This window comes from Actinocorallia longicatena, from assembly GCF_039534125.1.
Lineage (GTDB): Bacteria > Actinomycetota > Actinomycetes > Streptosporangiales > Streptosporangiaceae > Actinocorallia > Actinocorallia longicatena.
Map to the genome: position 1 here is coordinate 597,166 of NZ_BAAAUV010000001.1, position 25,302 is coordinate 622,467.

The 25,302-nt window shown below is 70.3% G+C and carries 22 protein-coding genes; 7 read left to right on the forward strand and 15 right to left on the reverse strand.

What is annotated here, in order from left to right:
- Positions 1 to 57: 57 nt before the first annotated feature.
- Complete coding sequence (gene yczR, locus ABD785_RS02675) at positions 58 to 1,497, reverse strand: MocR-like transcription factor YczR (protein ID WP_344821672.1); 1,440 nt, start codon at positions 1,495 to 1,497, stop codon at positions 58 to 60.
- Between the two features lie 293 nt (positions 1,498 to 1,790).
- On the opposite strand from yczR, the gene ABD785_RS02680 reads away from it, so the two are divergent.
- The gene (locus ABD785_RS02680; protein ID WP_344821674.1) at positions 1,791 to 4,139 is read left to right on the forward strand and encodes a Tex family protein; all 2,349 of its coding nucleotides are present in this window, start codon (positions 1,791 to 1,793) and stop codon (positions 4,137 to 4,139) included.
- A 53-nt stretch (positions 4,140 to 4,192) separates the two neighbouring features.
- Here the strand turns inward: ABD785_RS02680 and ABD785_RS02685 are convergent, their stop codons facing one another.
- The gene (locus ABD785_RS02685) at positions 4,193 to 4,951 is read right to left on the reverse strand and encodes a hypothetical protein (protein WP_344821678.1); all 759 of its coding nucleotides are present in this window, start codon (positions 4,949 to 4,951) and stop codon (positions 4,193 to 4,195) included.
- Positions 4,952 to 4,999: 48 nt separating this feature from the next.
- A complete protein-coding gene (locus tag ABD785_RS02690; protein WP_344821680.1) occupies positions 5,000 to 6,199 on the reverse strand; it encodes an MFS transporter in 1,200 nt (399 codons plus the stop codon).
- A gap of 177 nt (positions 6,200 to 6,376) precedes the next feature.
- Here ABD785_RS02690 and ABD785_RS02695 point away from each other — a divergent pair, with 177 nt between their 5' ends.
- From ABD785_RS02695 to ABD785_RS02705, 3 genes are all read left to right on the forward strand, one after another.
- Positions 6,377 to 7,387, forward strand: a complete 1,011-nt coding sequence (locus ABD785_RS02695; RefSeq protein ID WP_344821682.1) for a CHAP domain-containing protein — start codon at positions 6,377 to 6,379, stop codon at positions 7,385 to 7,387.
- 166 nt (positions 7,388 to 7,553) lie between these two features.
- Positions 7,554 to 7,679 carry a hypothetical protein gene (locus ABD785_RS02700; RefSeq protein ID WP_344821684.1) on the forward strand — a complete coding sequence of 42 codons (126 nt, stop codon included), beginning with the start codon at positions 7,554 to 7,556 and terminating at the stop codon, positions 7,677 to 7,679.
- Entirely contained in the window at positions 7,679 to 7,849 is a 171-nt protein-coding gene (locus tag ABD785_RS02705; protein WP_344821687.1) for a hypothetical protein, read from the forward strand. Before ABD785_RS02700 ends, ABD785_RS02705 begins: the two co-directional genes overlap by 1 nt.
- A gap of 63 nt (positions 7,850 to 7,912) precedes the next feature.
- Here ABD785_RS02705 and leuE read toward each other — a convergent pair whose 3' ends face one another.
- The 11 genes from leuE to ABD785_RS02760 are packed head-to-tail and all read right to left on the reverse strand — an operon-like array spanning position 7,913 to position 19,791.
- Positions 7,913 to 8,572 (reverse strand): leucine efflux protein LeuE, encoded by a 660-nt coding sequence (gene leuE / locus ABD785_RS02710; protein WP_344821689.1) that lies wholly within the window; start codon positions 8,570 to 8,572, stop codon positions 7,913 to 7,915.
- Between the two features lie 29 nt (positions 8,573 to 8,601).
- Positions 8,602 to 10,686, reverse strand: coding sequence for a hypothetical protein (locus tag ABD785_RS02715; RefSeq protein WP_344821691.1), 2,085 nt, complete (start codon positions 10,684 to 10,686; stop codon positions 8,602 to 8,604).
- Between the two features lie 54 nt (positions 10,687 to 10,740).
- Positions 10,741 to 11,562 (reverse strand): hypothetical protein, encoded by an 822-nt coding sequence (locus ABD785_RS02720; protein ID WP_344821694.1) that lies wholly within the window; start codon positions 11,560 to 11,562, stop codon positions 10,741 to 10,743.
- An 18-nt stretch (positions 11,563 to 11,580) separates the two neighbouring features.
- Positions 11,581 to 12,879 (reverse strand): MCE family protein, encoded by a 1,299-nt coding sequence (locus ABD785_RS02725; protein ID WP_344821696.1) that lies wholly within the window; start codon positions 12,877 to 12,879, stop codon positions 11,581 to 11,583.
- A complete protein-coding gene (locus ABD785_RS02730; RefSeq protein ID WP_344821698.1) occupies positions 12,879 to 13,922 on the reverse strand; it encodes an MlaD family protein in 1,044 nt (347 codons plus the stop codon). The genes ABD785_RS02725 and ABD785_RS02730 overlap by 1 nt, the downstream gene beginning before the upstream one ends.
- The gene (locus ABD785_RS02735; protein WP_344821700.1) at positions 13,919 to 14,998 is read right to left on the reverse strand and encodes an MCE family protein; all 1,080 of its coding nucleotides are present in this window, start codon (positions 14,996 to 14,998) and stop codon (positions 13,919 to 13,921) included. The genes ABD785_RS02730 and ABD785_RS02735 overlap by 4 nt, the downstream gene beginning before the upstream one ends.
- Complete coding sequence (locus ABD785_RS02740) at positions 14,995 to 16,020, reverse strand: MlaD family protein (protein ID WP_344821702.1); 1,026 nt, start codon at positions 16,018 to 16,020, stop codon at positions 14,995 to 14,997. The genes ABD785_RS02735 and ABD785_RS02740 overlap by 4 nt, the downstream gene beginning before the upstream one ends.
- Complete coding sequence (locus ABD785_RS02745) at positions 16,020 to 17,072, reverse strand: MCE family protein (protein ID WP_344821704.1); 1,053 nt, start codon at positions 17,070 to 17,072, stop codon at positions 16,020 to 16,022. The genes ABD785_RS02740 and ABD785_RS02745 overlap by 1 nt, the downstream gene beginning before the upstream one ends.
- Before the next feature lie 2 nt (positions 17,073 to 17,074).
- Entirely contained in the window at positions 17,075 to 18,133 is a 1,059-nt protein-coding gene (locus ABD785_RS02750) for an MlaD family protein (RefSeq protein WP_344821706.1), read from the reverse strand.
- Positions 18,130 to 18,993 carry an ABC transporter permease gene (locus ABD785_RS02755; RefSeq protein WP_344821708.1) on the reverse strand — a complete coding sequence of 288 codons (864 nt, stop codon included), beginning with the start codon at positions 18,991 to 18,993 and terminating at the stop codon, positions 18,130 to 18,132. Before ABD785_RS02755 ends, ABD785_RS02750 begins: the two co-directional genes overlap by 4 nt.
- Positions 18,994 to 18,999: 6 nt before the next feature.
- A complete protein-coding gene (locus tag ABD785_RS02760; protein ID WP_344821710.1) occupies positions 19,000 to 19,791 on the reverse strand; it encodes an MlaE family ABC transporter permease in 792 nt (263 codons plus the stop codon).
- Positions 19,792 to 20,044: 253 nt separating this feature from the next.
- On the opposite strand from ABD785_RS02760, the gene ABD785_RS02765 reads away from it, so the two are divergent.
- From ABD785_RS02765 to ABD785_RS02775, 3 genes are read left to right on the forward strand one after another with little or no spacing between them, the layout of a single operon-like run.
- Positions 20,045 to 22,282 (forward strand): FdhF/YdeP family oxidoreductase, encoded by a 2,238-nt coding sequence (locus ABD785_RS02765; protein WP_344821712.1) that lies wholly within the window; start codon positions 20,045 to 20,047, stop codon positions 22,280 to 22,282.
- A complete protein-coding gene (gene fdhD, locus ABD785_RS02770) occupies positions 22,282 to 23,076 on the forward strand; it encodes a formate dehydrogenase accessory sulfurtransferase FdhD (protein WP_344821714.1) in 795 nt (264 codons plus the stop codon). Before ABD785_RS02765 ends, fdhD begins: the two co-directional genes overlap by 1 nt.
- A gap of 31 nt (positions 23,077 to 23,107) precedes the next feature.
- On the forward strand, positions 23,108 to 24,289 hold the full coding sequence (locus tag ABD785_RS02775) for an acyl-CoA dehydrogenase family protein (RefSeq protein ID WP_344821716.1): 1,182 nt from the start codon (positions 23,108 to 23,110) through the stop codon (positions 24,287 to 24,289).
- Here ABD785_RS02775 and ABD785_RS02780 read toward each other — a convergent pair.
- A complete protein-coding gene (locus ABD785_RS02780) occupies positions 24,283 to 24,999 on the reverse strand; it encodes a gamma-glutamyl-gamma-aminobutyrate hydrolase family protein (RefSeq protein WP_344821718.1) in 717 nt (238 codons plus the stop codon). The genes ABD785_RS02775 and ABD785_RS02780 overlap by 7 nt on opposite strands.
- Between the last annotated feature and the right edge of the window lie 303 nt (positions 25,000 to 25,302).

Sequence of the window (25,302 nt, forward strand, 5' to 3'; positions counted from 1 at the left end):
GGTGGACCACCGTACCGCCGGGCCGGCAGGGCCTGGACCCGGGTCGCACGACCCGGGTCAGACGTAGGCGGGCAGCGGGCGGGCCAGGGGCAGCGACTCGATGTCGGCATAGGCTGCGGCCAGCCGGTCGACGGTCTCTGTCAGGACGTCGGGCGTGAGCACGAAGGGGATGCGGAAGCAGTCCTCGAGGACGCCGTCGACGCCGAAGACCGGCCCGGGGACGATCCGGACGCCGCGCCGCAGGGCGGCCTCGGAGACCTGGACGGCCACCGGGGCGGGCAGCCTCACCCACAGCGACATCCCGCCGCCGGGGACGGTGAAGGTCCACTCCGGAAGCCGGAGATTGAGGGCGTCGACCAGGGCGTCCCTGCTGGCCAGCAGCAGCCGCCGGCGCTCGGCGCGGACCTCCTCGATCCGCTGGAACAGCTCGGCGACGATCAGCTGGTCGAGGATCGGGGTGCCGATGTCCATCGGCTCGCGGGCGACGGCCAGCCGGGCCGCCAGCGGGATCGAGGTCCGGATCCAGCCGACCCGCAGGCCGCCCCAGAACAGCTTGGACGCCGACCCGACCGAGATCACCCGTCCGCCGGCGTCGAAGCAGGCCATCGGCCGGACCGGCGGGACGTCGATCTCCAGCTCGGCGAAGGTCTCGTCCGAGATCACCTGTGCCTGGGCGGCGCGGGCGGCGGCGACCACGCCCTCCCTGGTCTCCTCCGCCATCAGGTGCCCGGTCGGGTTCTGGAAGTCGGGCACGGTGTAGGCCAGCCGGGCCGCCGCCTGCCGCATGGCCGCGCCCATCAGCTCGACGTCCCAGCCGTCGTGGACGCCGACGGGCACGAGCCGGGCGCCCCGGTCGCGGAGCGAGCTGAGCGCGTGCGGGTAGGTGGGCCGCTCCACCATCACGGTGTCGCCGCTGTTGGCCAGCGTCCGGAACAGCAGCGCGCACGCGTGCTGCGCGCCGGTGGTGACGACGATCTCCTCGGGCCGCGTGGGCAGGCCGCGCCGGGTGTACCGCTCGGCGATCGCCACGCGCAGGGCCATCACGCCGTTGGGTTCGTATCCGGCGCCGCAGCTGTAGCGCGGCAGCTCCCGGACGGCCGCCTCGACGCACTCGGCGAAGACCTCGGGCGCGGCGGGCGCGGCGCAGCCGAGGTCGGTCATGCCGTCGACCCGGCCGTGCTGGGCGGTGAACCGGGGGGCGCCCCCCGACAGCGGCTGGGCGAGCGGAAGGGCCGTCCAGCTTCCGGCGCCCTGGCGGCTGGTGATGTAGCCGTCCTCGCGCAGGGCGTCGTAGGCGGCGGTGACGGTGGTCCGGCTCACGCCGAGGGCCGTCGCGAGGTCGCGTTCGGCCGGCAGCCGGACGCGCAGGGCGACCTTGCCGTCCTGGATCAGCCCGCGCAGGCCGCGCGCGAGCGCCACATAGACGGGCCGCTCGTGCGGGACCTCCCCGAGCAGCCGGGCCACCTGGAGTCCACTGACGTACCGCGTCTCGCTCATACAGGCCACTTTGCCTGATTGGCTCTTAACAGGCAAGCCATTGGCATGACCTAATGAAAGTGGCCCGAGATCGACATCCCCCCAAAGGAGCCAGGCCATGATCTTCTTCCTCTTCTTCTTCGCCGCTCTGGCCGTCACGGTCCCCTTCTTCGGCGCCGACTCGCGCGACGGCCGGGACTGGTCCCTCCAGCCGTCCGGATTCCTTCCTCGCATCCGGCCGCCGGTTCGATCTGACAACGTGGGGGTCGAGCCGGAAGAATGCCGGTCGACCAAGGAGGACGAGAGAGTTGACCGTGCAGCACAGTCAGGCCACGATTCACCGGCGTATCGCGGACGAGCTCGGAGTGCGGGAGCGGCAGGTTGAGGTGACCGTCGAGCTGCTCGACGGCGGCTCGACGGTCCCGTTCATCGCCCGGTACCGCAAGGAGGTCACCGGCTCGCTCGACGACACCCAGCTGCGCACCCTCGACGAGCGCCTGCGCTACCTCCGCGAGCTGGAGGAGCGGCGCTCGGCGGTCGTGGAGTCGATCGAGTCGCAGGGCAAGCTCACCGACGAGCTCAGGGCCCAGCTGCTGTCGGCCGACTCCAAGGCCCGGCTCGAGGACCTCTACCTGCCCTACAAGCCCAAGCGCCGCACCAAGGCCCAGATCGCCCGGGAGAACGGCCTCGAGCCGCTCGCGGTCACCCTGCTCCAGGACCCCTCGCAGGACCCGCAGGCCCTGGCCGCCGGCTTCCTCGGCGAGAACGTCCCGGACGCCGCCGCCGCGCTGGAGGGGGCCAGGGCGATCCTGGTCGAGCGCTTCGGCGAGGACGGCGACCTCATCGGCGAGCTGCGCGAGCGCATGTGGACCAGGGGACGTCTCGTCTCCCGCGTCCGCGAGGGCAAGGAGGAGGCCGGGGCCAAGTTCTCCGACTACTTCTCCTTCGACGAGCCGTTCGGCAAGCTGCCCTCCCACCGGATCCTGGCGCTGTTCCGCGGCGAGAAGGAGGAGATCCTCGACCTCGTCCTGGAGCCGGAGGAGCCGGTCGAGAGCGGGCCGAGCACCTTCGAGGTGATCGTCGCCCGCAGGTTCGAGATCGCCGACCGGGGCCGCGCCGCCGACCGGTGGCTGCTCGACTGCGTCCGCTGGGCGTGGCGGACCCGGATCCTGGTCCACCTCGGCATCGACCTGCGCTCACGGCTCTGGCAGGCCGCCGAGGACGAGGGCGTGCGGGTCTTCGCCGCCAACCTGCGCGACCTGCTGCTCGCCGCGCCCGCCGGCTCCCGCGCCACGATGGGGCTCGACCCCGGCCTGCGGACGGGCGTCAAGGTCGCGGTCGTCGACGCCACCGGCAAGGTCGTCGCCACCGACACGATCTACCCCCACGAGCCCAGGCGCCAGTGGGACGCCTCCCTCGCGGTCATCGCGAAGCTGGTCGAGCGGCACGGCGTGGAACTGATCTCGATCGGCAACGGCACCGCCTCGCGCGAGACCGACAAGCTCGCCGGCGAGGTCGTGAAGCTCATGCCGGGCGTCACGAAGATCATGGTCTCGGAGGCCGGGGCGTCGGTGTACTCCGCGTCCGCCTACGCCTCGCAGGAGCTGCCCGGCATGGACGTGTCGCTGCGCGGCGCGGTCTCGATCGCCCGCCGGCTCCAGGACCCGCTGGCCGAGCTCGTGAAGATCGACCCGAAGTCGATCGGCGTCGGCCAGTACCAGCACGACCTGTCGGAGGTGAAGCTGTCCCGCTCACTCGACGCGGTCGTCGAGGACTGCGTGAACGGCGTCGGCGTGGACGTGAACACCGCCTCGGTGCCGCTGCTCACCCGGGTGTCGGGCATCGGTCCCGGCCTCGCCGAGTCGATCGTCTCCCACCGGGACGCCAACGGGCCCTTCCGCAACCGCCGGTCGCTGAAGGACGTCGCACGGCTCGGGCCGAAGGCGTTCGAGCAGTGCGCGGGCTTCCTGCGCATCCCCGGCGGCGACGACCCGCTCGACGCCTCCGCGGTCCACCCCGAGGCCTACCCGGTGGTCCGGCGGATCCTCGACAGCACCTCGGCCGACCTCAAGAACCTGATCGGCAGCCAGGCGCTGAAGACCCTGAAGCCGCAGGACTTCGTGGACGAGAAGTTCGGGCTGCCGACCGTCACCGACATCCTCGCCGAGCTCGAGAAGCCCGGCCGCGACCCGCGTCCGGCGTTCAAGACCGCCGCCTTCAAGGACGGGGTCGAGAAGCTCACCGACCTCAAGCCGGGGATGCTGCTCGAAGGGGTCGTCACGAACGTCGCGGCGTTCGGGGCGTTCATCGACATCGGCGTCCACCAGGACGGGCTCGCGCACGTCAGCCAGCTGTCGAACACCTTCGTCAGCGACCCGCGCGAGGTCGTCAAGCCGGGCGACGTCGTCCGCGTCAAGGTCCTGGAGATCGACCTCCAGCGCAAGCGCATCTCCCTCACCCTGCGGCTCGAGGACGAGGCGCCCCGCCCCCGCCAGGGCGACCAGGGCGGCGGCGGCCGTCAGGGCGGCAACCGCAACCAGCAGGGCAACCGGGGCCGCGGCGGCCAGGGCGGCGGGGCCAAGGGCGGCGGCCAGCGCCCCCGCAACGAGCCCCCCGCGAGCGGCGCCATCGCCGACGCCCTGCGCCGGGCCGGGCTCGCCTAGCCGTACCGGGTCTTCTGAATCGAGGAGGCGGGCCGGTCACGGCCCGCCGCTCGTCAGGGGGTGCGGACCCCGGTGACGGCGAAGCGCTCGACCTCGGCCAGGTGGCCGCCGGTGGAGGCGACGATCGTGAGGACGGCCTTCGGCGGGGCGTTCCGGAAGGTGAGGCGGGCGGTCCACGGGAACCGTTCGCCGCCCGCGGGAAGGCAGCAGAAGCCGCCCAGCGGGGTGTCCGAGGCGAGGCCGCGGACGCGGATCCGGATGCTCTCGTCGACGCCGCTGATCCGGCCGCCGACCCGCACCGGAGACGTCGCCTTCGAACCGTAGGACGGCGTGGTGAGCGTGAAGGTGGTGTCGTCGGTGCCGACCACCTCCCAGGGCGCGTCCTCCTCCGCGCCGACCCGGAACAGGTGGACGATCGCCGCGGTGCCGTCGGCGTTCCTCTCGGCCCGGTAACCGACTCCGATATGCGCCTCCGTGCGGCCTATGACGGGCTTGGTGACACGGTCGATGCCCGGCAGCCCCAGATAGCCGGAGGCGAACGACAGGGCCGTCTGGGCGGCGTCCAGGTGCCAGGGAGAGTGGCCGCCCGAGCGGTGGGAGCGCTGCCAGGCGGCGACCTCCCCCGCCGAGGCGAACGGCCACAGCGGAACGTAGCCGTCCGGCAGCATCTTCGTGACCGCCGCGGGGCTCGCGGGAACCGTCGGGGACGCGGGAGCCGTCAGGCTCACCGGCGGCTCACCGGTGGTGGCCGAGGAGCAGGCGGCGGCCAGCGGCGCCACCGCGACCGCGGCGATGAGGTGTCGTGTTCTCACGGCTCGCACCCGCCCTTCTCGCCGGAACCCTGCCCAGCGGGGGGCGCTTCACGCCGCGACGGGCTCGCGCTCTCCCTCGGGTTCGAGCACCCGGGCGGTGCGCCAGGCGGGCAGCGCCAGCAGGACCATGACGACGCCGAGCGTCCCGGCCAGGGCGAAGCCCCAGCCGGCGCCGTGGGCGTCGATGACCGAGCCCGCGGTCGGCCCCGAGGCCGCGACGCCGAGCGTCAGGGCGGTGCCGTGCAGGCCCATCGCCTCGCCCCTCGCCGAGGAGGGCACCCAGCGGCTGAGGGTGTCGATCGTGCTCGACAGGGCGGGCGAGCACAGCAGACCGGCCGGGACCAGCGCCACCGCCAGCCAGGGCCAGCCGCCGACCAGGCCGACCGGCGCGGTCAGCGCGCCCATCAGCGCCACCATGACCAGCGGCGAGACGGCGCGCGGCAAAGCCCCGTAGACGAAGCCGCCGACCAGCGACCACAGGCACCAGACCGCGATGAACAGCCCGGTCCAGGTCTCGGCGCCGTCGGCCTTGAGCGCCGCGACGATGCCGAGCTCGGTCGCCGACAGGATGAACGTGGTCGCGAAGACCACGCCGAACAGGCCGAACGTCGCCGGAGTCAGCCACACCCGGCGGGGCACCGGCCTGCCGCCCGTCTCCTCCTCGTCCTCGGCGCGTGTCGGCGGGTTCAGCATCAGCAGCCCGGCCCCGGCGGCGAGCAGGCCGACGGCGATGGCCCCCATCGTCCAGAGGCCGCCGGCACCCGTGACGCCCGCGACGGCCGCCGCGGGCCCGACCATGTAGGAGACCTCGACCAGCATGCTGTCGAGGGCGAAGGCGGGACGCCGCTGGTCGGCCGGGACCATCGCGGCGATGCACTGCCGCACCACGCCGAACACGGGCAGCGACAGCGCGCCTCCGACGAGTGCCCCCGCGACGAGCGGCCAGTAGGACAGGTGCGGGGCGGTGAACCAGAAACCGACCTGCGCGACGGTCGTCACGACGAGGACCGGACGCAGCCCGTACCGGTCGACGAAGCGCCCGGCCACCGGCGACCCCAGCGCGACGCCCAGCGTCGAGGCGGCACCGACGATTCCCGCGCGGAAGAAGCCCAGCTGGAGCTCATGAACCACATGCAGGGTCAGGGTCAGCCCGGCCGCGGTGATCGGGATGCGGGCCAGCAGCCCGACGAACAGCAGCACCCGGACGCCGGGCAGGGCGAGGACCTTCCTGTAAGGCTCGACAGTCATCTGGTTCATTACCTCCGACCGGCCATCATGCCAGCCGTCCCACCCATCCCGTCCAGGCATTTAGTCTGTGCCGACCGATCTGCCGGATCCGCTTGCCGTGGCGCGTTACGTTCAGTACATTCATCCGAGATCAACCCGTGATCAACCCCCGAGGGTTGCGGACAGGAGAAGTACCCAGTGGATCCCGTTGGCCAGAAGCTGCTCGAGCTCGCGAAGAAAGAGCTCGGCTACAGCGAGCGGTCGGACGGTACGACCAAGTTCGGCGAGTGGTGGACCAAGAACATCGACGCCGACCACGATTCGTACTTCAACGACGCGCCGTGGTGCGACATGTTCATCTCCTACCTGTCCGACCAGGCGGGGACCACCTCCAGCACCGGCCTGTTCGCCTCGACCCCCAAGCACGCGCAGTGGTTCAAGGACCAGAAGGCGACGGCCTCCAAGCCCGAGCCCGGCGCGATCGTCTTCTACGACTGGTCGGGCGGCAAGGACGTCGACGGCGTCTCGCACGTCGGCATCATCACCAAGGTCTACTCCGACGGCACCTTCCAGGCGCTCGAGGGCAATGCCGACGACCAGGTGATGTACAAGACCCGCAGCACCGACCAGGTCGCGGTCTACGGCCTGCCCGGCAAGGTGAAGGTCGCCCCCGTCCGCACGGAGACCTCCTACACGCCCAAGCACGCCGCCCCCGCCCCGACGCCGCAGCAGTACATGACGGACTCCCAGTCCGTGCTGACGACCTCGGGCCAGGCGCAGGACGTCTCGGAGCCCTCGCCGCACGAGCTGCCCATCAAGGAGGCGGCGCTGACCGGCGCGATCGGCATCGCGGTGCTCGCGGTCCTCGCGCTCGGCGTCGCCAAGGCCGCCGCCGTCCGGGTCCCGGCCGCCGTGGCCGCCGCCCCCGAGGTGCGCGTCCGCAAGAAGGGGCGCCACCACCGCACCTCCGGCGCGCCGCCCGTCGAGCTGCCGGCCGGCATGAACCACTACGACTTCGAGGAGGCGGAGCAGGGCACCATGATGATGCCCGCGCTGTCCGCCGCCGTCGCCGCCGAGGTCGAGGACCGCGAGTTCTGGGGACGCATCCAGCACCTCAAGGACGACGAGGACTTCGCCTTCTGGACCGACATGCACACCGCGGTGACCGCCACCCACGAGACCAACGCGGAGCTGACCTCGTCGCGGTAGCGCACAGACCCTGGGGATGAGGGAGAGAACGGAAGAGGTGCGGTGCCTACAGGCCCCGCACCTCTTTCGTGTTCTCGATCACCAAGCCCGACACTTCTGAATACAAGCCGATTTTCCGGGCACCTAGCGGTCCATGAAGTGGCTGAAGAAGTTCCAGGGACGTCGGGTGACCCAACGAGAGAAGGCGGCCGCCGCGCGGACCGCCGCCGCGGAGGCGAGGCTCAAGGAGACGGAGGCCAAGATCCATGAGCTGGCCGATCAGGCTCGCAAGGACCTGAAGGCGGGCCGCTGATGGCCCGCCCGGGCCGGTGGGCCCTGCGCGGCGGCCCCGCGGCCGTCCGGCGCGGACGGTGGTCGGTGCGCAGCGTGTGGAACCCCGACCACACCGGCGAGATGCGCACCCTCGCCCCGGCCGAACCGATCGAGGACGACCAGGACGGCCTGGTTTCCACGGAGCGCTAGCCCATCGGCCCGGCCGGCCGGAGACGCGGCCGCCCGGCGCCGATCAGTACCGGCCGATGAACGTCAGCCGACCGATGAGGTCGCGAGCTTGGCGGCGAAGCCCAGGAAGCCCGCGCCGACGGCGGTCGTCGCGGTGGCCGACAGGCGGCGGCGCCGCTTGAAGGCGTTCGCGAGCCGTGTCCCGCTGAAGATCAGCATGGTCAGGTACAGGACGCTGAAGAACTGCAGGATGACGCCGAGAGCCAGGAACGACAGCGCGGGCGCCGGGTAACCGGGGTCGACGAACTGCACGAAGAACGAGATGAAGAACAGGATCGCCTTGGGGTTCAGCAGGCTGATCAGCAGCGCCCGCCGGAAGGGCCGCTCCTCGGCGGGCTCCTCCTCGGCCACGGCCTCTCCCCCGCCGGCCGGGCGCCGCCGCTCCCGCCACATGGTGAGCGCGCTCCTGATCATGCCGAACGCCAGCCAGGCCAGGTAGGCCGCCCCCGCGTACTTCACGATGCCGAACACGAAGGCGTTGGTCTTCAGCAGCGAGGCCGCGCCCAGCGCGGCCGCCGCCATCAGCAGCGAGTCCCCCAGGAACACCCCGCCCGCCGCCCGGTAGCCGCGGCGCACGCCGCGCCGGGCCGCCGTCGACAGCACATAGAGCGAGTTCGGCCCCGGCAGGAGCACGATCAGTACGGTGCCGATGACGTACGTCGGCAGGTCGGTGATCCCCAGCATGGTGCAAGTGTGCCATTTGTTGCGATATGTCACGTACCAATATCCAGGCACCGCTGGAAGGCGCTGGTGGTGAGCCGCTCGCTGACCGCGGTGGCCAGCGCGTCGTCCGCGACCAGGCCGAGACCGTTGAGACGCCGGACGATCTTGCCGTGGAGCTCGGCGTAGTAGCCGTCCCACAGGCCGGTGGAGCGCAGCCGCTCCACTTCCGCCTTCACCGACGGGCCGTAGCTCTCCGAGCCGACGATCTGGGTCCGCCCGCCGCTGCCCGCGGCCTGGAGCGCCGAGAGCGCCTCCAGCAGGTCGTTGAAGCCCGGGTCGACGCCGGGTCCCTCGGCCCCCGGCTTCCCGACGAGGACGCAGCGCCTGGCGTGCACCGCGCCGAGCAGGAGATCACCATCGGTGATCCGTTCCGCGCGGTCCACGATCAGCACGTCGTAGGGGCCGGGCGGCACCGCGTCGGGGGTGGTGCAGATCACCGAGGCCGCGGCGGCGGGATCGGCGGTCAGCAGCTCCATCCGGCGGGCGGCCCGCTCGCGGAACTCCGGCTCGGCCTCCTCCCCGAGGATCGCGGCGATCCGCTCGCCGCTGCGCTCCACCGTCTCCATCGCGGCGGCCAGGTCGGCCCTGCCGTTCTCCGCCGCGGCGGCCGCGCGCTCCTCCTGCTCGGTGAGGGCGGTCTCGGCCTCACCGAGCCGGGCGACGGCCTGCTCCTCCTCGCCCTTCAGCCGCTCCGTCGCGGCCTTGGCCGCCTCCAGGGCGGCCCTGGCGCGGGTCAGCGCGGCCTCGGCCGCGATGCCCGTCCGCCGGGCCTCCTCCGCCGGTTCCGCGGCCCGGTTGGCGGCGGCGACGGCCTCGGTGGCCAGCCCCGCGTGCGTCGCGTGATCGGTCCTGGCCAGGGACAGCTCGTTCTCCAGCGCCGGGATCTCCTCGGTGTGGCGCCGCTGGGCCTCCTGAGCGGCGGCCAGGTCACGGCCGCCGCTCTCCAGGAACGCGGCCATCCCGGCCCGCTCCCCCTCGGCGAGCCTGCGCTGCTCGTCGAGCAGGACCGCCCGCTCGACGGCCTGCTCCGCCTCCCGCCGCTTCTGGGCCAGGTCGTCGCGCTTGGCCCTGATCTCGGGATTGGCCTGGGTGACATGCAGGCGCTGCCCCCAGTTCTGCTTCTTGCGCTCGGCCGCCAGCGCCGACTCCGCGGACGCCACCCGGTAGACCGTGTGGTGGCGCAGCGCCTCGGCCTCGTTGGCGGCCTCCTTGAGCCGTTCGGCCTCGGCGGTGGCACCGGGCAGCGCCCCCCTGGCCTGCTCCAGCCTCTGCTCGAGGTCGGCCTCGACCTGCCGGGCCCGGGAGATCTCGTTCCGCGCCCCGGCGATGCGCTGCTCCAGATCGCGGCAGCGGGCGGCCGACCCGTTGGCCGTGGTCACGGCGGCCTCGGCCTTGCGCGCCGCGCCGTCGGCGAGGTCGCGGGCCTCGGTGAACACCGTCAGGCACCGGGCGGCCTCCGCCGTGGCGTCCTTCTCCTCCTCGAACGCCGCGATCTGGGCGGCGACGGCCGCCTCCGCCGCCCCGGCGGTGCGCTCCACCTCCGCCTCGGCCTGGACGATCCCCACCCGCAGCCGCTCGGTCAGGGCGGCGTCGACGGTCGTCCGGTTGGCGTTGCCGGCCTCCACCGACCGCAGGGCGGCACGGTCGGCCGGGCCCTGGTCGAGGATGAGCAGATCATGCCGGAGCGACCGAAGCTCCTCCTCCCACCGCGCTCCGACCGGGCGCAGCAGGCCGTCCACCGCCAGGAGCCCGGCGGGGACCCGGCCCGGATCCGCGAACAGCAGCACCCGCTCGCCGAAGCGAAGGGCCTCGGCGACGAGATCACCGAGGCGTTCGGGCCGGGTGGAGACCGCGACGTGCCGCACGTCCCGGTCCGCGGGGTCGAGCAGGGCCGTGACGAGCGCGTCCGCGTCGCCGGGGGTCGCCCCTTCGCGCAGGACGCGCAGCGCCGTCAGCCGGGCCGCCCAGTCCGTGCGCTCCGCCGGACGCCCCGGCTCGTGGGCCCGGGCGTCCAGCAACTGGTAGAGGGCGACCAGCGGCGCGTATCCGACGGAGATCCGCTGCGGCAGTTCCATCCCGCTAAGTTCTCACACAGCCGCGTACCACCGCGAACCTTCACCCCGGGAAGATCAGGGCTTGGCCGAGGCGGAGGGCGAGGGCACCACCGACTGGTCGGCGGTGATCGGGTTGCCGTTGGGGTCGGTCGCCTGCTGGCTGTCGAGCCCCTGGAAGCCCATGCCGTTGACCAGCCACGCGCCCTTCTTCTTGATCAGCTCGAGGTAGGTGCGCATCCCGGCCTGGGTGGAGGTGCCCGCGGTGCTCTTGACCTCGTGGTCGGAGACGACGATGGCCTTGGCCGTAGTGCCGTCGATCTCGGCGATGAACACGTCGCGGACGGTCGTGGTCGCGACCGCCTTGCTCTGGAGGATGATCGGCTTCTGCTCGGCGAGGGCGCCGCCCATGGCCTTGCGGTAGTCGGGAGAGGACATCTCCTCCATCCGCTTCTGCCAGCCGTCGAGATCGTTGTAGTCGTAGGTCAGGAAGGTGTTGGCGTACTCGCCGGCCTTGGTGCGGACGTCCTTCTGGGCGTCCAGGTCGGACTTCGCTCCGTCCCAGGCCCGCCACATGAACGCCGCCGTGACGATCGAGGCGGTCAGCGCCAGCAGCACCGCGACCGCGACGAACCGGTCGTCGAGGCTGATCCTGCGCGCCTTCCGCTCCTCCTTCACGGCCTTCTCCGCCGTGGCGGCCTTCCCTGCGGGGGCCGCCTCCGCCTCGGCGGGCTCGTCCTTCTCCGGGACGGCGGCGTCCGCCTCGTCCTTCTCGAAGACGGGCTCCTCGGTGGACTCCGCCGCAGTGCCCTCCACCGCAGTGGACTCCGCCGCAGGGGCCTCCTCGGTGACCTCCGCGTCGGTGGTCTCGACGTCGGCGCCGGTTGCCTTGCTGGTCATGATCGTCTCCAAAGGGGGTTAGCGGCCGGAGCGGCGGCGCGCGACTCGAAGGGTACGCCGGGCCGTCAAGCTCAGCACGATCGCGGCGAGGGCGATCGGCAGGACCGGCAGCCACCTGCCCACCGGCGAGGATTCCGAGGCCTGCTCGGTCTCGGTGGTCGTCGGGGCCTTCACCGCGGTGAACTGGCCGGGCTGGGCGGCGGCAGGAGCCGGCTGCGCCGCCTCCTGCTCGGCGTCCTTCTTCTTCTTGTCCTTGGCGGTGACCGGATTGGCCTTGCAGTAGTACAGGTCGGGCGTCGACGGCCCGGAGATCGGCCTGATGAACTCCTTGGCCGCCTCGACGGGGCCCGCGACGGTGAGAGCGATGGTGACGTTGGCGTAGATGTTGCCCGTCTTGGGCTCCTTGCGGACCACGTCGTGCGCGACCTGCGGCAGTTCGTTGTTGAGCAGGCCGAGAGCGTGCTGGAGCTCCTTGGCGGCGTCCCTGTTGAACACCGACGGCGCCTGCCAGGCGAGCGCGGAGAACAGGCAGCGGAAGCTCGGACGGGCGTTGTTCAGCAGTTCCTGGACGTTGCCGAGGAACTGGGGACCGCGGGCCAGCACCCCGTCGAGGTCCTGCCGGGACGCCTTGAGCGCGTCCATGAAGGTCGCGAGGCCGTCCAGGCCACCGGCGAGGGCGGGTCCCCCGCTGGACAGGACCCTGGTGAGCTGGGTGAGCTGGACCGACAGGTCGTCGAGGACCTTCGCGTTCGCGGCGAGGGTCCCGGTCAGCTGGTGGGCGTCGCCGACCAGGTCGCGGAAGGTCTGGTCGCGGCCCTCCAGGCCGAGCGCCAGCTCGTGGGTGAGGACCCGGGCGTCCTCGGGATCGACGGCCTTGAGCAGGTCGCCGACCCGGTTGAACAGCTCCTTGTACTCGACCGCGACATGGGTGCGGGCGATCGGGATGAGGTCGCCGCCCTTCAGCGGACGCTCGGGAGCGCCCTGGGGCGGGTCCATCTCGATGTAGGGCTCGCCGACGGCCGACTTGCGCAGCACCGAGGCGTCCACGTTGGACGGCACCCGCACCCCGCGGTCCAGGTGCATCCGCACGATGACCTTGCCGGTGGCGAGTTTGACGTCGTGGACCGAGCCGACCTTGACGCCCAGGTAGGCGACCTCGAGGTCGGGCCGCAACCCGGGCGAGTTCTCGAATTCGGCGCTGACCGTGAACGGCTTCCTGATCGCGTCGACCGTCACGATGCTGGTCAGCGCCCAGATGATCAGGACGATGCCGAGGACCACGAAGGCCCCGAGGTTGAGGAGGATCCGGGGACGCATCAGTCCTCCTGGTTCTGCAGGCCGAGGCTGCGCCGCACGGAGTCGTTCAGCGCCGGGATGGTCTCGCCCCGGCCGCCGTTGGCGGTGATGTGCTTGGCGTTGGTTTCGAAGGGCAGGAACCCGGCCAGCCAGGCCTGCATGAGGCCCTCGCCCTGGTAGGTCATGGACGGGGCGGCGAGCATGCCGGTGTACAGGTCCTTGGTGAGGGTCTTCAGTTCCTGCCGGCCGCGGACCATCGACTTGAGGACCCGGTCGAGCTTGTGCAGGAGGTTCTGCATCCGGGTCGCGTGCTCGTCGTGGACCTTGGAGTTGAAGGACTCGCCCAGGTGGACCAGCGACTGGACGGCCGCCTTCAGCTCCTTCTTGTCGGCCTGGATCCGCTGGGTCGCGAGCTCCAGGCGGCCGGGCAGCCGGTCGAGCTGGTCGCCGCTCTTGGCCAGCGAGCTGCCGAGCCGGGCCAGGCCCACGATGACGGCGTCGATGTCGTCGTCGGCCTTGGCGTAGCTGTCGGTCGTCTCCCTGAGCTTGCGGATCAGCGCGTTCAGGTCGGGGCCCTTGTCCTTCAGGGCGGTCGCGAGCGAGTCGACGATCGTGTGCAGGTCGTCGCCGCCGATCGCGGCGAGGATCGGCCCGACCTTCTCGGTGATCGACTCCAGGTCGGGCTGGACCCCGGTGTCCTTGATGTCGAAGTGCTCGGGCATGAACGGCCCGGACTCCATGTTCGCGCCCGCCGGCAGCCCGATCTTCACGTAGTTCTCGCCGAGCAGCGAGGTCTTCGCGATCGTCGCGGTCACCCCCTGGGGGAGCTTGCGCCCGGGCGAGAGCTGCATCGTCACGTGCGCGTGGAACTGCGGATCGACCTTGATCGAGATGACGGTGCCGATGCGGACGTCGGAGACCTGGACGCTGTGCCCGACGACGAGGTTCTGGACGTCGTCGAACTCGGCGGTGAACTCGAAGCCGCCCTTGGGGGCGCCGAGCGTCTGGACCGAGCACGCGGAGGTCGAGACCGCGATCAGCCCTACGGCGAGAAGCTTCTTCACGGCGCTCCCGCCTTCTTGTTCTTGCCCTGGTTCTTGCCGGTCGAGGACTTCTTGATCGTCCCCTTGCAGTTTCCGAACGGCTTGCCGGTGCAGGGGACGGGGCCCCAGTTCATCGCGTCGAAGATCGGCTGGAGCCAGGCTCGGGTGATCGCGTTCAGCTGGAGCCGGACGGTGATCACGTGCCGCCGCTGGTCGTAGGCCTTGACCACGGTGTCGGTGAAGGTGGAGAAGCTCTTGATGGCCAGGGCCACCGAGGCGCTGTTGGCCTTGAGCGTCATCACGATCTCCGAGACGTTCGCGATCGTGCTCGGCAGTTTCTCGTTGTAGTTCTGCACCAGGACGTCGCCCTGGGTGATGATCGACTCGAGGCCGCTGAGGAAGGCCTGCATCCGGTTGCGCTCGTCGGCGAGCTGGCCGCCGACGGAGTTGAAGGCGTTGAACAGGGCCTTCAGCTTCTGGTCCCGCCGGTTCAGCGATCCGGCCAGGTCGTTCAGCTTGGTCGCGAGGTTCACGATCCGCTGGTCCTGGGCGGCGAGCTTGTCGGTGAACGTGCCGAGGGTCTGGACGGCGTGGTTGATGTCCTTGCCGTTGTCCCGCAGCAGGTCGGCGCCGCCCTTGAAGGTGTCGCGCAGCCGGGTCGGGTCGACGTTCTTGGCGAGGCTGGTGAAGGCCGCCAGGGCGTCGTCGATCTCGACCGGCAGATCGGTCTGGTCCTGCTGGATCACGTGCCCGTCGTTCGCCTTGGCCATGCCCGGCTTCCACGGCGGGTACAGGATGATGTTCCGCTCGCCGATGGTGCTGGCCGACAGGATCGCGGCGTGCACGTCGTTCGGGACCGGGACGCTGTCCTTCACGCTGAGGGTGACCTTGACCCGGTTGTTCGGCTCGTCGATGTCGATCTTGTCGATGGTGCCGACGTTGGCGCCGAGGACCTTCACCCGGGACTGCTCGTAGAGGGAGGGCGTCTTGGCGAAGTAGACCGTCAGCTTGTAGGTCCCGCCGCCGCCGACGACCGAGCAGCCGCCCGAAGCGGTCACCACGAGGAGCGCGGCCGCGGCCGCGACCAGGCGCTTCATTTCTTCCCTCCGAGCTGCTCTGCCAGTTTGCCGAGGTCGGACGGGGAGAGCTGACCCATCTGCGAGAAGATCGTGTCGAGGTAGTTGCCCTGGTCGGCGATGCCGGCGAAGGACTGGAGCGAGGGCCCCGCCCAGGCCAGCGCCGTGTTGAGCTGGGCGATGTTCGGATCGATCGTCTTCAGCGTGTGGTCGAGGTCGGCGATGATGTCGTTCAGGGCCTTCTGCTTGGTGGTGATCAGCTTGGTGAGGCTCTGGACCGCTTCACCGCCCCCGCCCAGCAGGGTGGTCAGGTAGGCGCGCCGCTCCTTGAGCTGGTCGATGAGCGTCATCGCGTTGTTGACCAGCTCGGAGAGCTTCGCGTCCTTGTCCGAGACGATCTTGAGCACCTTGTCGCTGTTGTCCAGCAGCTCGGTGACCTTGCCGTCGGTGTCGCTGAACTCGTCGGCGAGCTTGGTGACCTGGGAGAAGGCGTGCGCGATCTTGTCGCGGTCCTCGGGGGTGAAGGCGGCGAGCTGGTCCAGGACCTTGCTGAAGGTCTTGGTGTCCAGGCCCTGGAGCGCCTTCGTGCCCTCCTTGAGCACCTCGTTGACCGTGGTGGGCACCTTGGTGCGGTCGACCGGGATGCGCCGCTGGGACTTCGGCACGTCCTCCATGTAGGGCTTGGTGACCGGGCCCGACAGCCGCAGGAACCGGCCGCCGAGGATGTTGGCCATCCTGATCTCGGCGCGGGTGCTCGGGCCGAGGTCGATGCCGGTGTCGACCTTCCACTTCACCAGCACCTCGCCCTTCTTGAAGTCGGGCTCGACGCTGGTGATCTGGCCGACCCGGACGCCCGCCACCAGCACGTCGTTGCCGTTGCGCAGGTTGCCGGTGTCGGTGAAGACCCCGCTCATCTCGTAGCGGGACTTCAGCAGGCCCATCGTGCCGGTGAGGAACGTCGCGCCGATCACCACGGCGATGACGGCGAGGGAGACCAGGCCGACCAGGATCGGCGGGCGGTCGCGGAAGGACTTGAGCGCCATCAGTTCCCTCCCGTGAGCATCTTCTTCATGGTCTGGCCGCTCTGCGGGTTGCCCGAGTAGCTCTTCAGGACCACCGGGTAGGGGCACTTGCCGTCGATGAGGGTCAGGCAGGGCACCGCGCCCCGGACGTAGTTGCCGCCGTTCATGATGCTCATCAGGCGCTGGAGCTTGGGTCCCGCCAGCTTGAGCACGTCCTGGATGCTGCCGACGTTCTTGTCGATGCCCCGGGTCATGACCGCGAGGCCCGCGACGACCTGGACGAGCTGGTCGCCGTCCTTGCCGATCAGCTTGTCGGCGGTCTTGAACATCTTCGCCAGCTGGACGATCGCCTGGTCGAGGAGCTGCCGGTTGTTGACGAAGCCGCCGGACAGCTCGGCGATGTCGTCGACGACCTTGCGGATCTGGGTGTCGCGCCGGGCGATCACCCCGGTGACCGTCGAGTAGTCGGCGAGGAGCTGCTTCAGGGTCGTCCGGCGGGCCGAGATGGTCGAGGCCAGCTGGTCGACGTTGCTGATCAGGTGGGTGACGTTGGCCTTGTTGCCGTCGAGGGCCTGGTAGATCGCCATGAGGATCTGGTTGAGCTGCTCGGGGTTGAGGCTCTTGGCCAGCGGGGCGAGCTGGTCGACGAGCTGGCCGATGTCGACGACGGAGTGGGTGCGGGTGATGACCGCGCCGTCGCGGATCTTCTCGGTGCTGGTGCCCGGGATCAGGTAGACCACCCGCTGGCCGACCGCGCTGCGCCAGCGGATGGCGACCTCGCTGTCGGCCGGTACCCGGTACTTGTCCTGGACGGTCAGGCCGACCACGGCCTTGCCGTTCTTCACCTTGATCGAGTTCACCTGGCCGACGGGAGCGCCGGCGATCTTCAGGACGTCGCCGTCGATGAGGCCGTTGGCGTCGTCGAAGACCGCTGTGATCTTGTAGCCGCCACCGAACGACACCCGGGCGATCTGGGTGCCGATCAGGAAGGTGAGCGTCCCGGTGACCGCGAAGAAGGCGATCAGCTTCAGGAAGGTCGCGCGCCGCTGCCGCGCCTGTTCTGTGAGGGCCACCGCTAGTTGCCCTTCTTCTTGGCGTTCTTGTCCGCGGCCGGGGTGGTCGCGTACCACTGCTGGCACGCCGGGAGGCCGAGAAGGATGTGACACGGGTTCGAGGGGATGAGGACCTTCACCGCGAGCAGCCGGTGCCCGGGGTCGCCACCGGACGGCCAGCCGACGGCCTTGTAGGTCGGGAGCAGGTCGATGATCGTCGGGATGGAGGTGCCGACCAGCCCGAGCTGGGCGGCGATCACGGCGACCGCCCGCTCCCCCGAGCGGAAGCCCTGCTTGAGACCGTCACCGTGGTGGTCGAAGCCCCCCGCGACGATGCCGGACACCCCGTTGACGCCGTCCGCGAAGCCGCGCAGCCGGCCGTTCCCGCTCGCGGCGGTGTCGATGACCGCGTTGGCGCCGCTGACGATCGACCCGATGTCGTCGCCCGCGCCCTGGATCCGGGCGAGCCTGGCGAGGTCGCGGAGGAAGACCTCGGCGTTCTTGCGGTTCACGTGGGCGACGTCGACGATCTTGTTGACGTTGTCGATCAGCTCGCGGATGTCCCCGCCCTCGCCGTCCAGGCCCTCGGAGAGGGTGTGGACGATCACGGCGAGGTCCTTCGGGTCGAGCTGGGCGAGGGTGGCGTTGGCGTCGTTCAGCAGGTCGTTCAGGTCACGCGGGTCGGTGGTCTTCTCGAGCCTGGTGCCGGCCTTCACGTAGGGGCCGGTGGCCTCGTGCTCGCCGGGGATCAGGTTGATGAACTTCGGGCCGAAGACCGACGCGGGCTCGAGCGAGGCGACGACCGTGTCGGCGATCTTGTGACCGTCGCTGATGCTCATCGTGATCAGCGCCCGGCCGTTCGGCAGCAGATCGATCTCGTTGACCCGGCCGACCTGCATGCCGCGGATCTTCACCGGGGAGGACTTGCCGAGGCCCTGGCCGGCCTGGCCGAACTCGGCGGTCAGCGTCATGCCCTTGGACTCGTACGGCTTGGTGATCAGCACATAGAGGGTCGCGGAGGTGAGGACGATGGTGGCGACCGCGATCGCGAACCTCGTGCCGAGGGAGAGCTCGGTGTTCATCCGGACAACCTCACCGTTCCGCCCTGGCCCCAGAAGACGTAGGACAGCAGCAGGTTCAGGGTCACGATCATGACGATGGACAACCGGATCGCCCGGCCCGCAGCGGTGCCCACGCCGACCGGGCCGCCGCTGGCGTAGTAGCCGTAGTAGCAGTGGATCGAGATGACCGCGACGGAGAAGACGGCCACCTTGATGCAGCTGAAGACGAGGTCCTTCAGCGGCAGGTAGAGGTGGAAGTAGTAGTCGTAGACGCCGGGCGCGAGGCCGAAGAACTCGGTGGAGACGAACCGGGTGGCGAAGAAGCTGGCGAAAAGGGCGATGAGGTAGAGCGGCACGAGGGCGATCAGAGCGGCGACGACGCGGGTGCAGATGAGGTAGGCGAAGGAGTTGATGCCCATGACCTCGAGGGCGTCGATCTCCTCGGAGATCCGCATGGCGCCCAGCTCGGCGGTGAACGCCGAGCCGCACTGGGCGGCCAGGGCGATCGAGGCGATGATCGGCGTGATCTCGCGGACGTTGATGAAGCTGCCCACCAGGCCCATGAACGACTCGGCCCCGATGACCTGGAGGCCGGTGAAGACCTGAAGGCCGACCTCGGTGCCGACGAACAGCGACATGGTGAACGTCACGAAGATCATGCCGCCGCCGACGACCGTGCCGCCGACACCGATGACGATGTCGCTGACCTGCTGGCCGACGGTCTTGGCGTACTTGAAGCGGAAGATGATGTCGCGGACGGAGTACAGGAGGACCTTCGCGAGGAAGATCGGCCAGCCGGAGACATCGGCGACCTTCTTCACGGCGTTGGTACTGCCCCTGGACGCGCCGAGTGCCGCCTTGCGGGGAGCGTTGGTCAGCATGCGGTCTCAGATCTTGGGGGGGTAGGCGATGACGTAGATGGTGGTGATCACGTAGTTGAAACCGAACACGAGCAGCAGCGCGACGACCGTCGCCTGGTTGACCGCGCGGCCCACCCCGACCGGGCTCTGTTCGCAGGTCATGCCCTTGTAGCAGGCGACCATCGCGGCGATGAAGCCGAAGAGCCAGGCCTTGAACAGGGTGACCACCAGGTCGGACACCCGCAGGAGAGAGAGGGCCCCGTCGAAGTAGGCGCCGGGGGTGACATCCTGCAGGAGAACGTTGAAGAAGAACCCGCCGATCGCGCCCGACAGGATCACGAGTGAGGCCAGCATCGTGGAGACGAGGCTGGCCGCCCACATGCGCGGGGTGACGAGGCGGTGAATGGGGTTCACGGCCATCACCTCCATCGCGCTCAGTTCGTCACGGATGCGCCGGGCACCCATGTCCGAGGTCATGGCCGAACCGCCCGCACCGGCGATGATCAGCGCGGCGGCGATGGGTGCGACCTCACGGACGAGGCCGACCACGACCGCGCCACCGGTGGCCGACTGCGCGCCGAGCTGACCGGCGAGATCGCCGACCTGGAGGGCGACCGTCGCACCGAGCGGCAGCGCGATGAGGATGACGGGCATCGTGGTGACACGTGCGAGGAACCAGCACTGTTCCACGAACTCCCAGAACCAGTTGCGAACATCCCATGTTCGTCGCAGCCCTTCCAGGGCGATGATGAACAACTCGCCGATCTGGGTGAGGAGCCCGCGCACCCGGCTGGTGACCAGGACCGGAACGCTTGCCATCGGCAGCCCCTCCTCGTAGTAACGAAGCATTTACAAACCAAGCGCTTGGTACCGTAACGCGGGTCACACGACGTCCACAAGCCCCTGCTAGACAACGTTTGCGTCAATGGGAGCGGGAAAACCGGCCCCACTGCTACCAAACTCAATCTTGATCACTCTCAGTTTTCGCAGTGCGCGGCCACCCCCGGCCAAACGGACAACCCAGGCGCCTAGTGTTGATCTGAACAGCACCGCAGCAGTCAGGAGCCGCGTCATGGCCTCGCGCAAGCGTCCGACCGAACCCCGCGTGACCGCCCCGAAGGACCACGCCGCCGGATTGCCGGCCGTGGGGATCGCGCTGCGGATGGCCGTCGAGCAGATGGGCGTGACCCGGACGGCGAAGACCCTGCTGAGGGTGAACCAGAAGTCCGGCTTCGACTGCCCCGGCTGCGCCTGGCCCGAGGGCGACCACCGCCATGTCGCGGAATTCTGCGAGAACGGGGCCAAGGCCGTGGCCGAGGAGGCGACGATCCGCCGGGTCACCCCGGAGTTCTTCGCCCGGCAGTCGGCCGCCCAGATCGCCCGGGGCTCGGACTACTGGCTCGGGCAGCAGGGCAGGCTGACCTCCCCCATGCTCCTGCGCGAGGGCGCCACCCACTACGAACCGGTCTCCTGGGCCGAGGCGATCGGGCTGACCGCCAGGACCCTGCGCGGGCTCGCCTCCCCCGACGAGGCCGTCTTCTACACCTCGGGCCGCACCAGCAACGAGGCCGCCTTCGCCTACCAGCTCTTCGTCCGCGCCTTCGGCACCAACAACCTGCCGGACTGCTCGAACATGTGCCACGAGTCGTCGGGGTCGGCGCTGATCCAGACGATCGGCATCGGCAAGGGGTCGGTGCACCTGACCGACCTGCCCGAGGCCGACCTCGTCTTCGTGGTCGGGCAGAACCCCGGCACCAACCATCCGCGCATGCTCTCGGCGCTGGAGGAGGCCAAGAAGCGGGGCGCGCGGATCGTCACGGTCAACCCGCTGCCCGAGGCGGGGCTGATGCGGTTCGACAACCCGCAGAAGCCGGCCGGGCTGGCCGGGCACGGGACCCGGCTGACCGACCTGTTCCTCCAGATCCGGCTCAACGGGGACCTGGCCTTCTTCCAGGCCCTCAACCATCTGATCATCGACGACGACGCGGTCGACCACGAGTTCGTCGCCGCCCACACCGCGGGCTACCCCGAGTTCGCCGCGGCGGCCGCGAAGCTCGACTGGGCCGAGGTCCTGGAGGCGACCGGCCTCGAGCGGGCGGAGATCGAGCAGGTCCACCAGGAGGTCCTGCGCTCCTCGAAGATCATCGTCTGCTGGGCGATGGGCCTCACCCAGCACAAGAACTCGGTGGCGACCATCCGCGAGATCGTCGACTTCCTGCTGCTGCGCGGCAACATCGGCAGGCCCGGCGCGGGGGTCTGCCCGGTCCGCGGGCACTCCAACGTCCAGGGCGACCGCACCATGGGCATCTACGAGAAGCCCTCCCCCGCCTTCCTGGACGCCCTCGGGGCCGAGTTCGGGTTCACTCCCCCGCGCGAGCACGGCCACGACACCGTCGAGTCCATCCGGGCGATGCGCGACGGACGGGTGAAGGTCTTCTTCGGGATGGGCGGCAACTTCGTGCGCGCCACCCCCGACTCCGCCGTCACCGAGGCGGCCCTGCGCGGCTGCGACCTGACCGTCCAGGTCTCCACCAAACTGAACCGCTCGCACGGCGTGACGGGCCGGCAGGCGCTGATCCTTCCCGCGCTCGGCCGCACCGACGACGACGCGGGCCGCTTCGTGACCGTCGAGGACTCGATGAGCGCCGTCCACGCCTCGCGCGGCACCCTCACCCCGCTGTCGAAGCTGATGCGCTCCGAGGTCGACATCGTCTGCGACCTGGCCGCCGCCACCCTCGACCTCGACCTCGGCTGGAAGGAGATGGCGGCCGACTACGACGTGATCCGGGACCACATCTCGCGGGTCGTCCCGGGGTTCGCCGACTTCAACGCGCGGGTCCGCGAGCCGGGCGGGTTCGTCCTGCCGCACGGCCCGCGCGACTCCCGCACCTTCGCCACCGCCTCGGGGAGGGCCAACTTCACGGTCAACCCGCTGGAGGTGCTGCGGGTGCCGGAGGGCCGGCTGATCCTGCAGACCGTCCGCAGCCACGACCAGTACAACACCACGATCTACGGCCTCGACGACCGCTACCGGGGCATCAGGGGCGGCCGCAAGGTCGTGTTCGTGAACCCCGCCGACCTCGGGGCCCTCGGCCTGGCCGACGGGGAGACCGTCGACCTGGTCAGCGAGTGGTCCGACGGGGAACGGATCGCGCACGGCTTCCGGACCGTGTCCTACCCGACGGCCAGGGGCTGCTGCGCGGCCTACTTCCCCGAGACGAACGTCCTCGTCCCGCTGGACAGCACCGCCGACACCAGCAACACGCCGACCTCGAAGTCCGTCGTGGTCCGCCTCGTGAAGAGCGCGTAGTGGGACGGGTCACGGTCAGGCGCCCGGTCGAGCGGTGGACCGGCGCCGCCAGCGTGAGCCGGGTCGACACGCTGGCGGTCGAGGAGCCGCTCCAGATCAGGGTCGGCGGCCGGGAGCTGACCGTCACCATGCGGACCCCCGGCGCGGACTTCGACCTCGTCGCCGGGTTCCTGCTCGCCGAGGGGATCATCGGCGGCCGCGACGACCTGGTGGCGATGAAGCACTGCGGAGACGACGACTACAACGTCGTGGACGCGGGCCTCGCCCGGGAGGTCGCCTTCAAGGCGCGGGCCTTCCCCACCTCCAGCGCCTGCGGGGTGTGCGGGACGGAGAGCATCGCCGACCTCGCCCACCGGGCGCGCTGGGACGTCGCCGCCGACGAGACGCGGGTGCCCGCCGAGGTCCTCGGATCGCTGCCCGGGCTGCTGCGCGAGGCGCAGGCGGTGTTCTCCAGGACCGGCGGGCTCCACGCGGCCGGGCTGTTCACGGCCGAGGGGCAGCTGCGCTGCCTGCGCGAGGACGTGGGACGGCACAACGCGGTCGACAAGGTCGTCGGCCACGCCCTGCGCGAGGGGCTGCTGCCGCTGAGCGGGCACGTCCTGCTCGTCAGCGGGCGGGCGTCCTTCGAGCTCACCCAGAAGACGTGGGCGGCGGGGATCCCCGTGCTGGCGGCCGTGTCGGCGCCGTCCTCACTGGCGGTGTCGCTGGCCGAGAAGGCCGGGATCACCCTCGTGGGCTTCCTGAGACCGCCGACCATGAACGTCTACACCGCTACCCGAAGGGTCAGTCAGTAGTCACTTACTAGGATCGGCTATCGTCTGGGGCATGGACTTCGACCTGCCCGACAGCGCGCTGGCCGTCCGCGAGGGCATCACGGCCGTGACCGCGAAATACGGATACGACTACTGGGACCGCTGCGACGCCGAGCACCGGTGGCCCGAGGAGGTCTGGCGCGATCTGGGCGCGGGCGGCTGGCTCGGCCTCGCGGTGCCCGAGGAGTACGGCGGCGGCGGCCAGGGCCTGCTGGAGCTCGCCGTGGCGCTGGAGACCCTGTCGCGGTCCGGCGCCGGAGCCGCCGCCTCCTTCATCTACCTGCTGACACCCGGCTTCGGGGCGCTGACGCTGTCGCGGCACGGCAGCGAGGAGCAGAAGAAGCGGTTCCTCCCGGCGCTGGCGCGTGGCGAGCTCGAGACCTGCTTCGCGCTGACCGAGCCCGACGCCGGCAGCAACGCCATCAACATCACGACCCATGCCCGCAGGGACGGCGACGGCTGGCTCGTGAAGGGCCAGAAGATCTGGATCTCCGGGGTCGAGCGGGCCGACCACATGATGCTGGTGACCAGGACCGTCCCCGCGGCGGAGGCCAAGCCCCGCGCCAGCGGCTTCACCGTCTTCCTCGTGGACGTGAAGCGCGCCGTGGCCGAGGGCACCCTCACCTTCCAGCCCATTCCCAAGCTCGGCACCAACACCGTCGCCTCCTCGATGGTCTTCCTCGACGACGTCCGTGTCACGCAGGAGGACGTGGTCGGGCAGGTCGACGCCGGATTCGCCGTGCTGTGGGACATCCTCAACCCCGAGCGCATCCTGGCGGCGGCCTCGGGCGTCGGCGGGTCGGAGGCGGCACTGCGGGTCGCGGTCGACTACGCCAAGGACCGGGCCCCCTTCGGCAAGCCCATCGGCACCAACCAGTCGCTGGCCTTCCCGCTGGCGAAGATCAAGGCGCAGACCGAGCTGGCCCGGCTGATGACCTACAAGGCCGCGTGGCTGTGGGACCGGGGCGAGCCGTGCGGCTCCGAGGCCAACATCGCCAAGCTGACGGCGTCCGAGGCGGCCTGGCAGGCGGCCGACCGCGCGTTCCAGGTGCACGGCGGGATGGCCTACTCCCTGGAGTACCCCGTCGCGCGCATGTTCCGCGACGCCCGGATCGGCAAGAACATCCCGGTGGCGGAGGAACTGGTCCTCGCGCACATCGCCCAGCACGACCTGGGCCTGCCGAAGTCCTACTGACCCGGCGACGGAGCCGAGGCCGCTTCCACGAGGGCCTGGAAGATGCGGAGGTCGTCGCCCTCCTCGGGGTGCCACTGGACACCGATGCCGAACCGGTGCCCCTGGAGCTCGACGGCCTCCACCACCTGGTCCTTGGCCCACGCGACCGGCACCAGGCCCTTGCCCAGCCGGTCGACGGCCTGATGGTGGTAGGTCGGGACGTCCACGTACTCGCCGAGGACCTTCCCCACCGAGCTCGCGAGGCCCACCTGGACCTTGTGCCTGGAGAACTTGCCCAGCACCGGGGCGTGCCCCTCGTGACCCACCGAGTCGGGCAGGTGCTGGATGAGCGTGCCGCCACGGCAGACGTTGAGCAGCTGCATCCCCCGGCAGACGCCCAGGAACGGCTTGTCCTGGTCGATGGCGGCGCGCAGCACGGCCAGCTCCCAGCGGTCCCGGACGACGCTGGGCGTCCCGGTGCGCTCGTGGGGCTGGGCCCCGTACCGCGAGGGCTCCACGTCGGGGCCTCCCGCGATGATGATCCCGTCGAGCCGTCCGACCACGGTCTCCACCGAACTCAGGTCGTCCAGGGGCGGCAGCAGGACGGGGATCCCGCCCGAACGCTCCACCGACCTGACATAGGAGGTGGCGAGCAGGGCGGCCTCACGCACCCAGACGCTCCAGCGAGCGGGCTCCTGGTACGTCGTCACGCCGATGAGCGGCTGTGGCATTGACGTTCACTCCTTCTTCCCGCGTGTAGCTTGCCGCAACTCGGCGCTCCCCGTACCGGGTTCGGGACGCAGATCACACTTCGATCCTGCCCGCAACCGTCCTCTTCACGCGGGTAAGAGCTTTGTCACACCGGGTATCAGGTTTTTACACCCCCCTCGATACCATCCAGAATTTCAGGTTCCGAATAGGCGGGAAAATGGCGGTCACAGCCCCCCTCCCGACCGATACCGAGCAGTATTCACCATCGGGCCACCACTACGGAGAACCATCAAACGACTACCCAACGTAGATAGTCGGACGTC

Excerpts from the sequence above, each read along its gene's own strand:
- yczR (WP_344821672.1), bottom strand. The coding sequence starts at position 1,497 with ATGAGCGAGACGCGGTACGTCAGTGGACTCCAGGTGGCCCGGCTGCTC.
- ABD785_RS02765 (WP_344821712.1), top strand. The coding sequence starts at position 20,045 with ATGGCCTCGCGCAAGCGTCCGACCGAACCCCGCGTGACCGCCCCGAAG.
- ABD785_RS02735 (WP_344821700.1), bottom strand. The coding sequence starts at position 14,998 with ATGAAGCGCCTGGTCGCGGCCGCGGCCGCGCTCCTCGTGGTGACCGCT.
- ABD785_RS02760 (WP_344821710.1), bottom strand. The coding sequence starts at position 19,791 with ATGGCAAGCGTTCCGGTCCTGGTCACCAGCCGGGTGCGCGGGCTCCTC.
- ABD785_RS02720 (WP_344821694.1), bottom strand. The coding sequence starts at position 11,562 with ATGACCAGCAAGGCAACCGGCGCCGACGTCGAGACCACCGACGCGGAG.
- ABD785_RS02755 (WP_344821708.1), bottom strand. The coding sequence starts at position 18,993 with ATGCTGACCAACGCTCCCCGCAAGGCGGCACTCGGCGCGTCCAGGGGC.
- ABD785_RS02715 (WP_344821691.1), bottom strand. The coding sequence starts at position 10,686 with ATGGAACTGCCGCAGCGGATCTCCGTCGGATACGCGCCGCTGGTCGCC.
- ABD785_RS02690 (WP_344821680.1), bottom strand. The coding sequence starts at position 6,199 with ATGACTGTCGAGCCTTACAGGAAGGTCCTCGCCCTGCCCGGCGTCCGG.
- ABD785_RS02775 (WP_344821716.1), top strand. The coding sequence starts at position 23,108 with ATGGACTTCGACCTGCCCGACAGCGCGCTGGCCGTCCGCGAGGGCATC.
- leuE (WP_344821689.1), bottom strand. The coding sequence starts at position 8,572 with ATGCTGGGGATCACCGACCTGCCGACGTACGTCATCGGCACCGTACTG.
- ABD785_RS02780 (WP_344821718.1), bottom strand. The coding sequence starts at position 24,999 with ATGCCACAGCCGCTCATCGGCGTGACGACGTACCAGGAGCCCGCTCGC.
- ABD785_RS02740 (WP_344821702.1), bottom strand. The coding sequence starts at position 16,020 with ATGGCGCTCAAGTCCTTCCGCGACCGCCCGCCGATCCTGGTCGGCCTG.
- ABD785_RS02750 (WP_344821706.1), bottom strand. The coding sequence starts at position 18,133 with ATGAACACCGAGCTCTCCCTCGGCACGAGGTTCGCGATCGCGGTCGCC.
- ABD785_RS02705 (WP_344821687.1), top strand. The coding sequence starts at position 7,679 with ATGGCCCGCCCGGGCCGGTGGGCCCTGCGCGGCGGCCCCGCGGCCGTC.
- ABD785_RS02725 (WP_344821696.1), bottom strand. The coding sequence starts at position 12,879 with ATGCGTCCCCGGATCCTCCTCAACCTCGGGGCCTTCGTGGTCCTCGGC.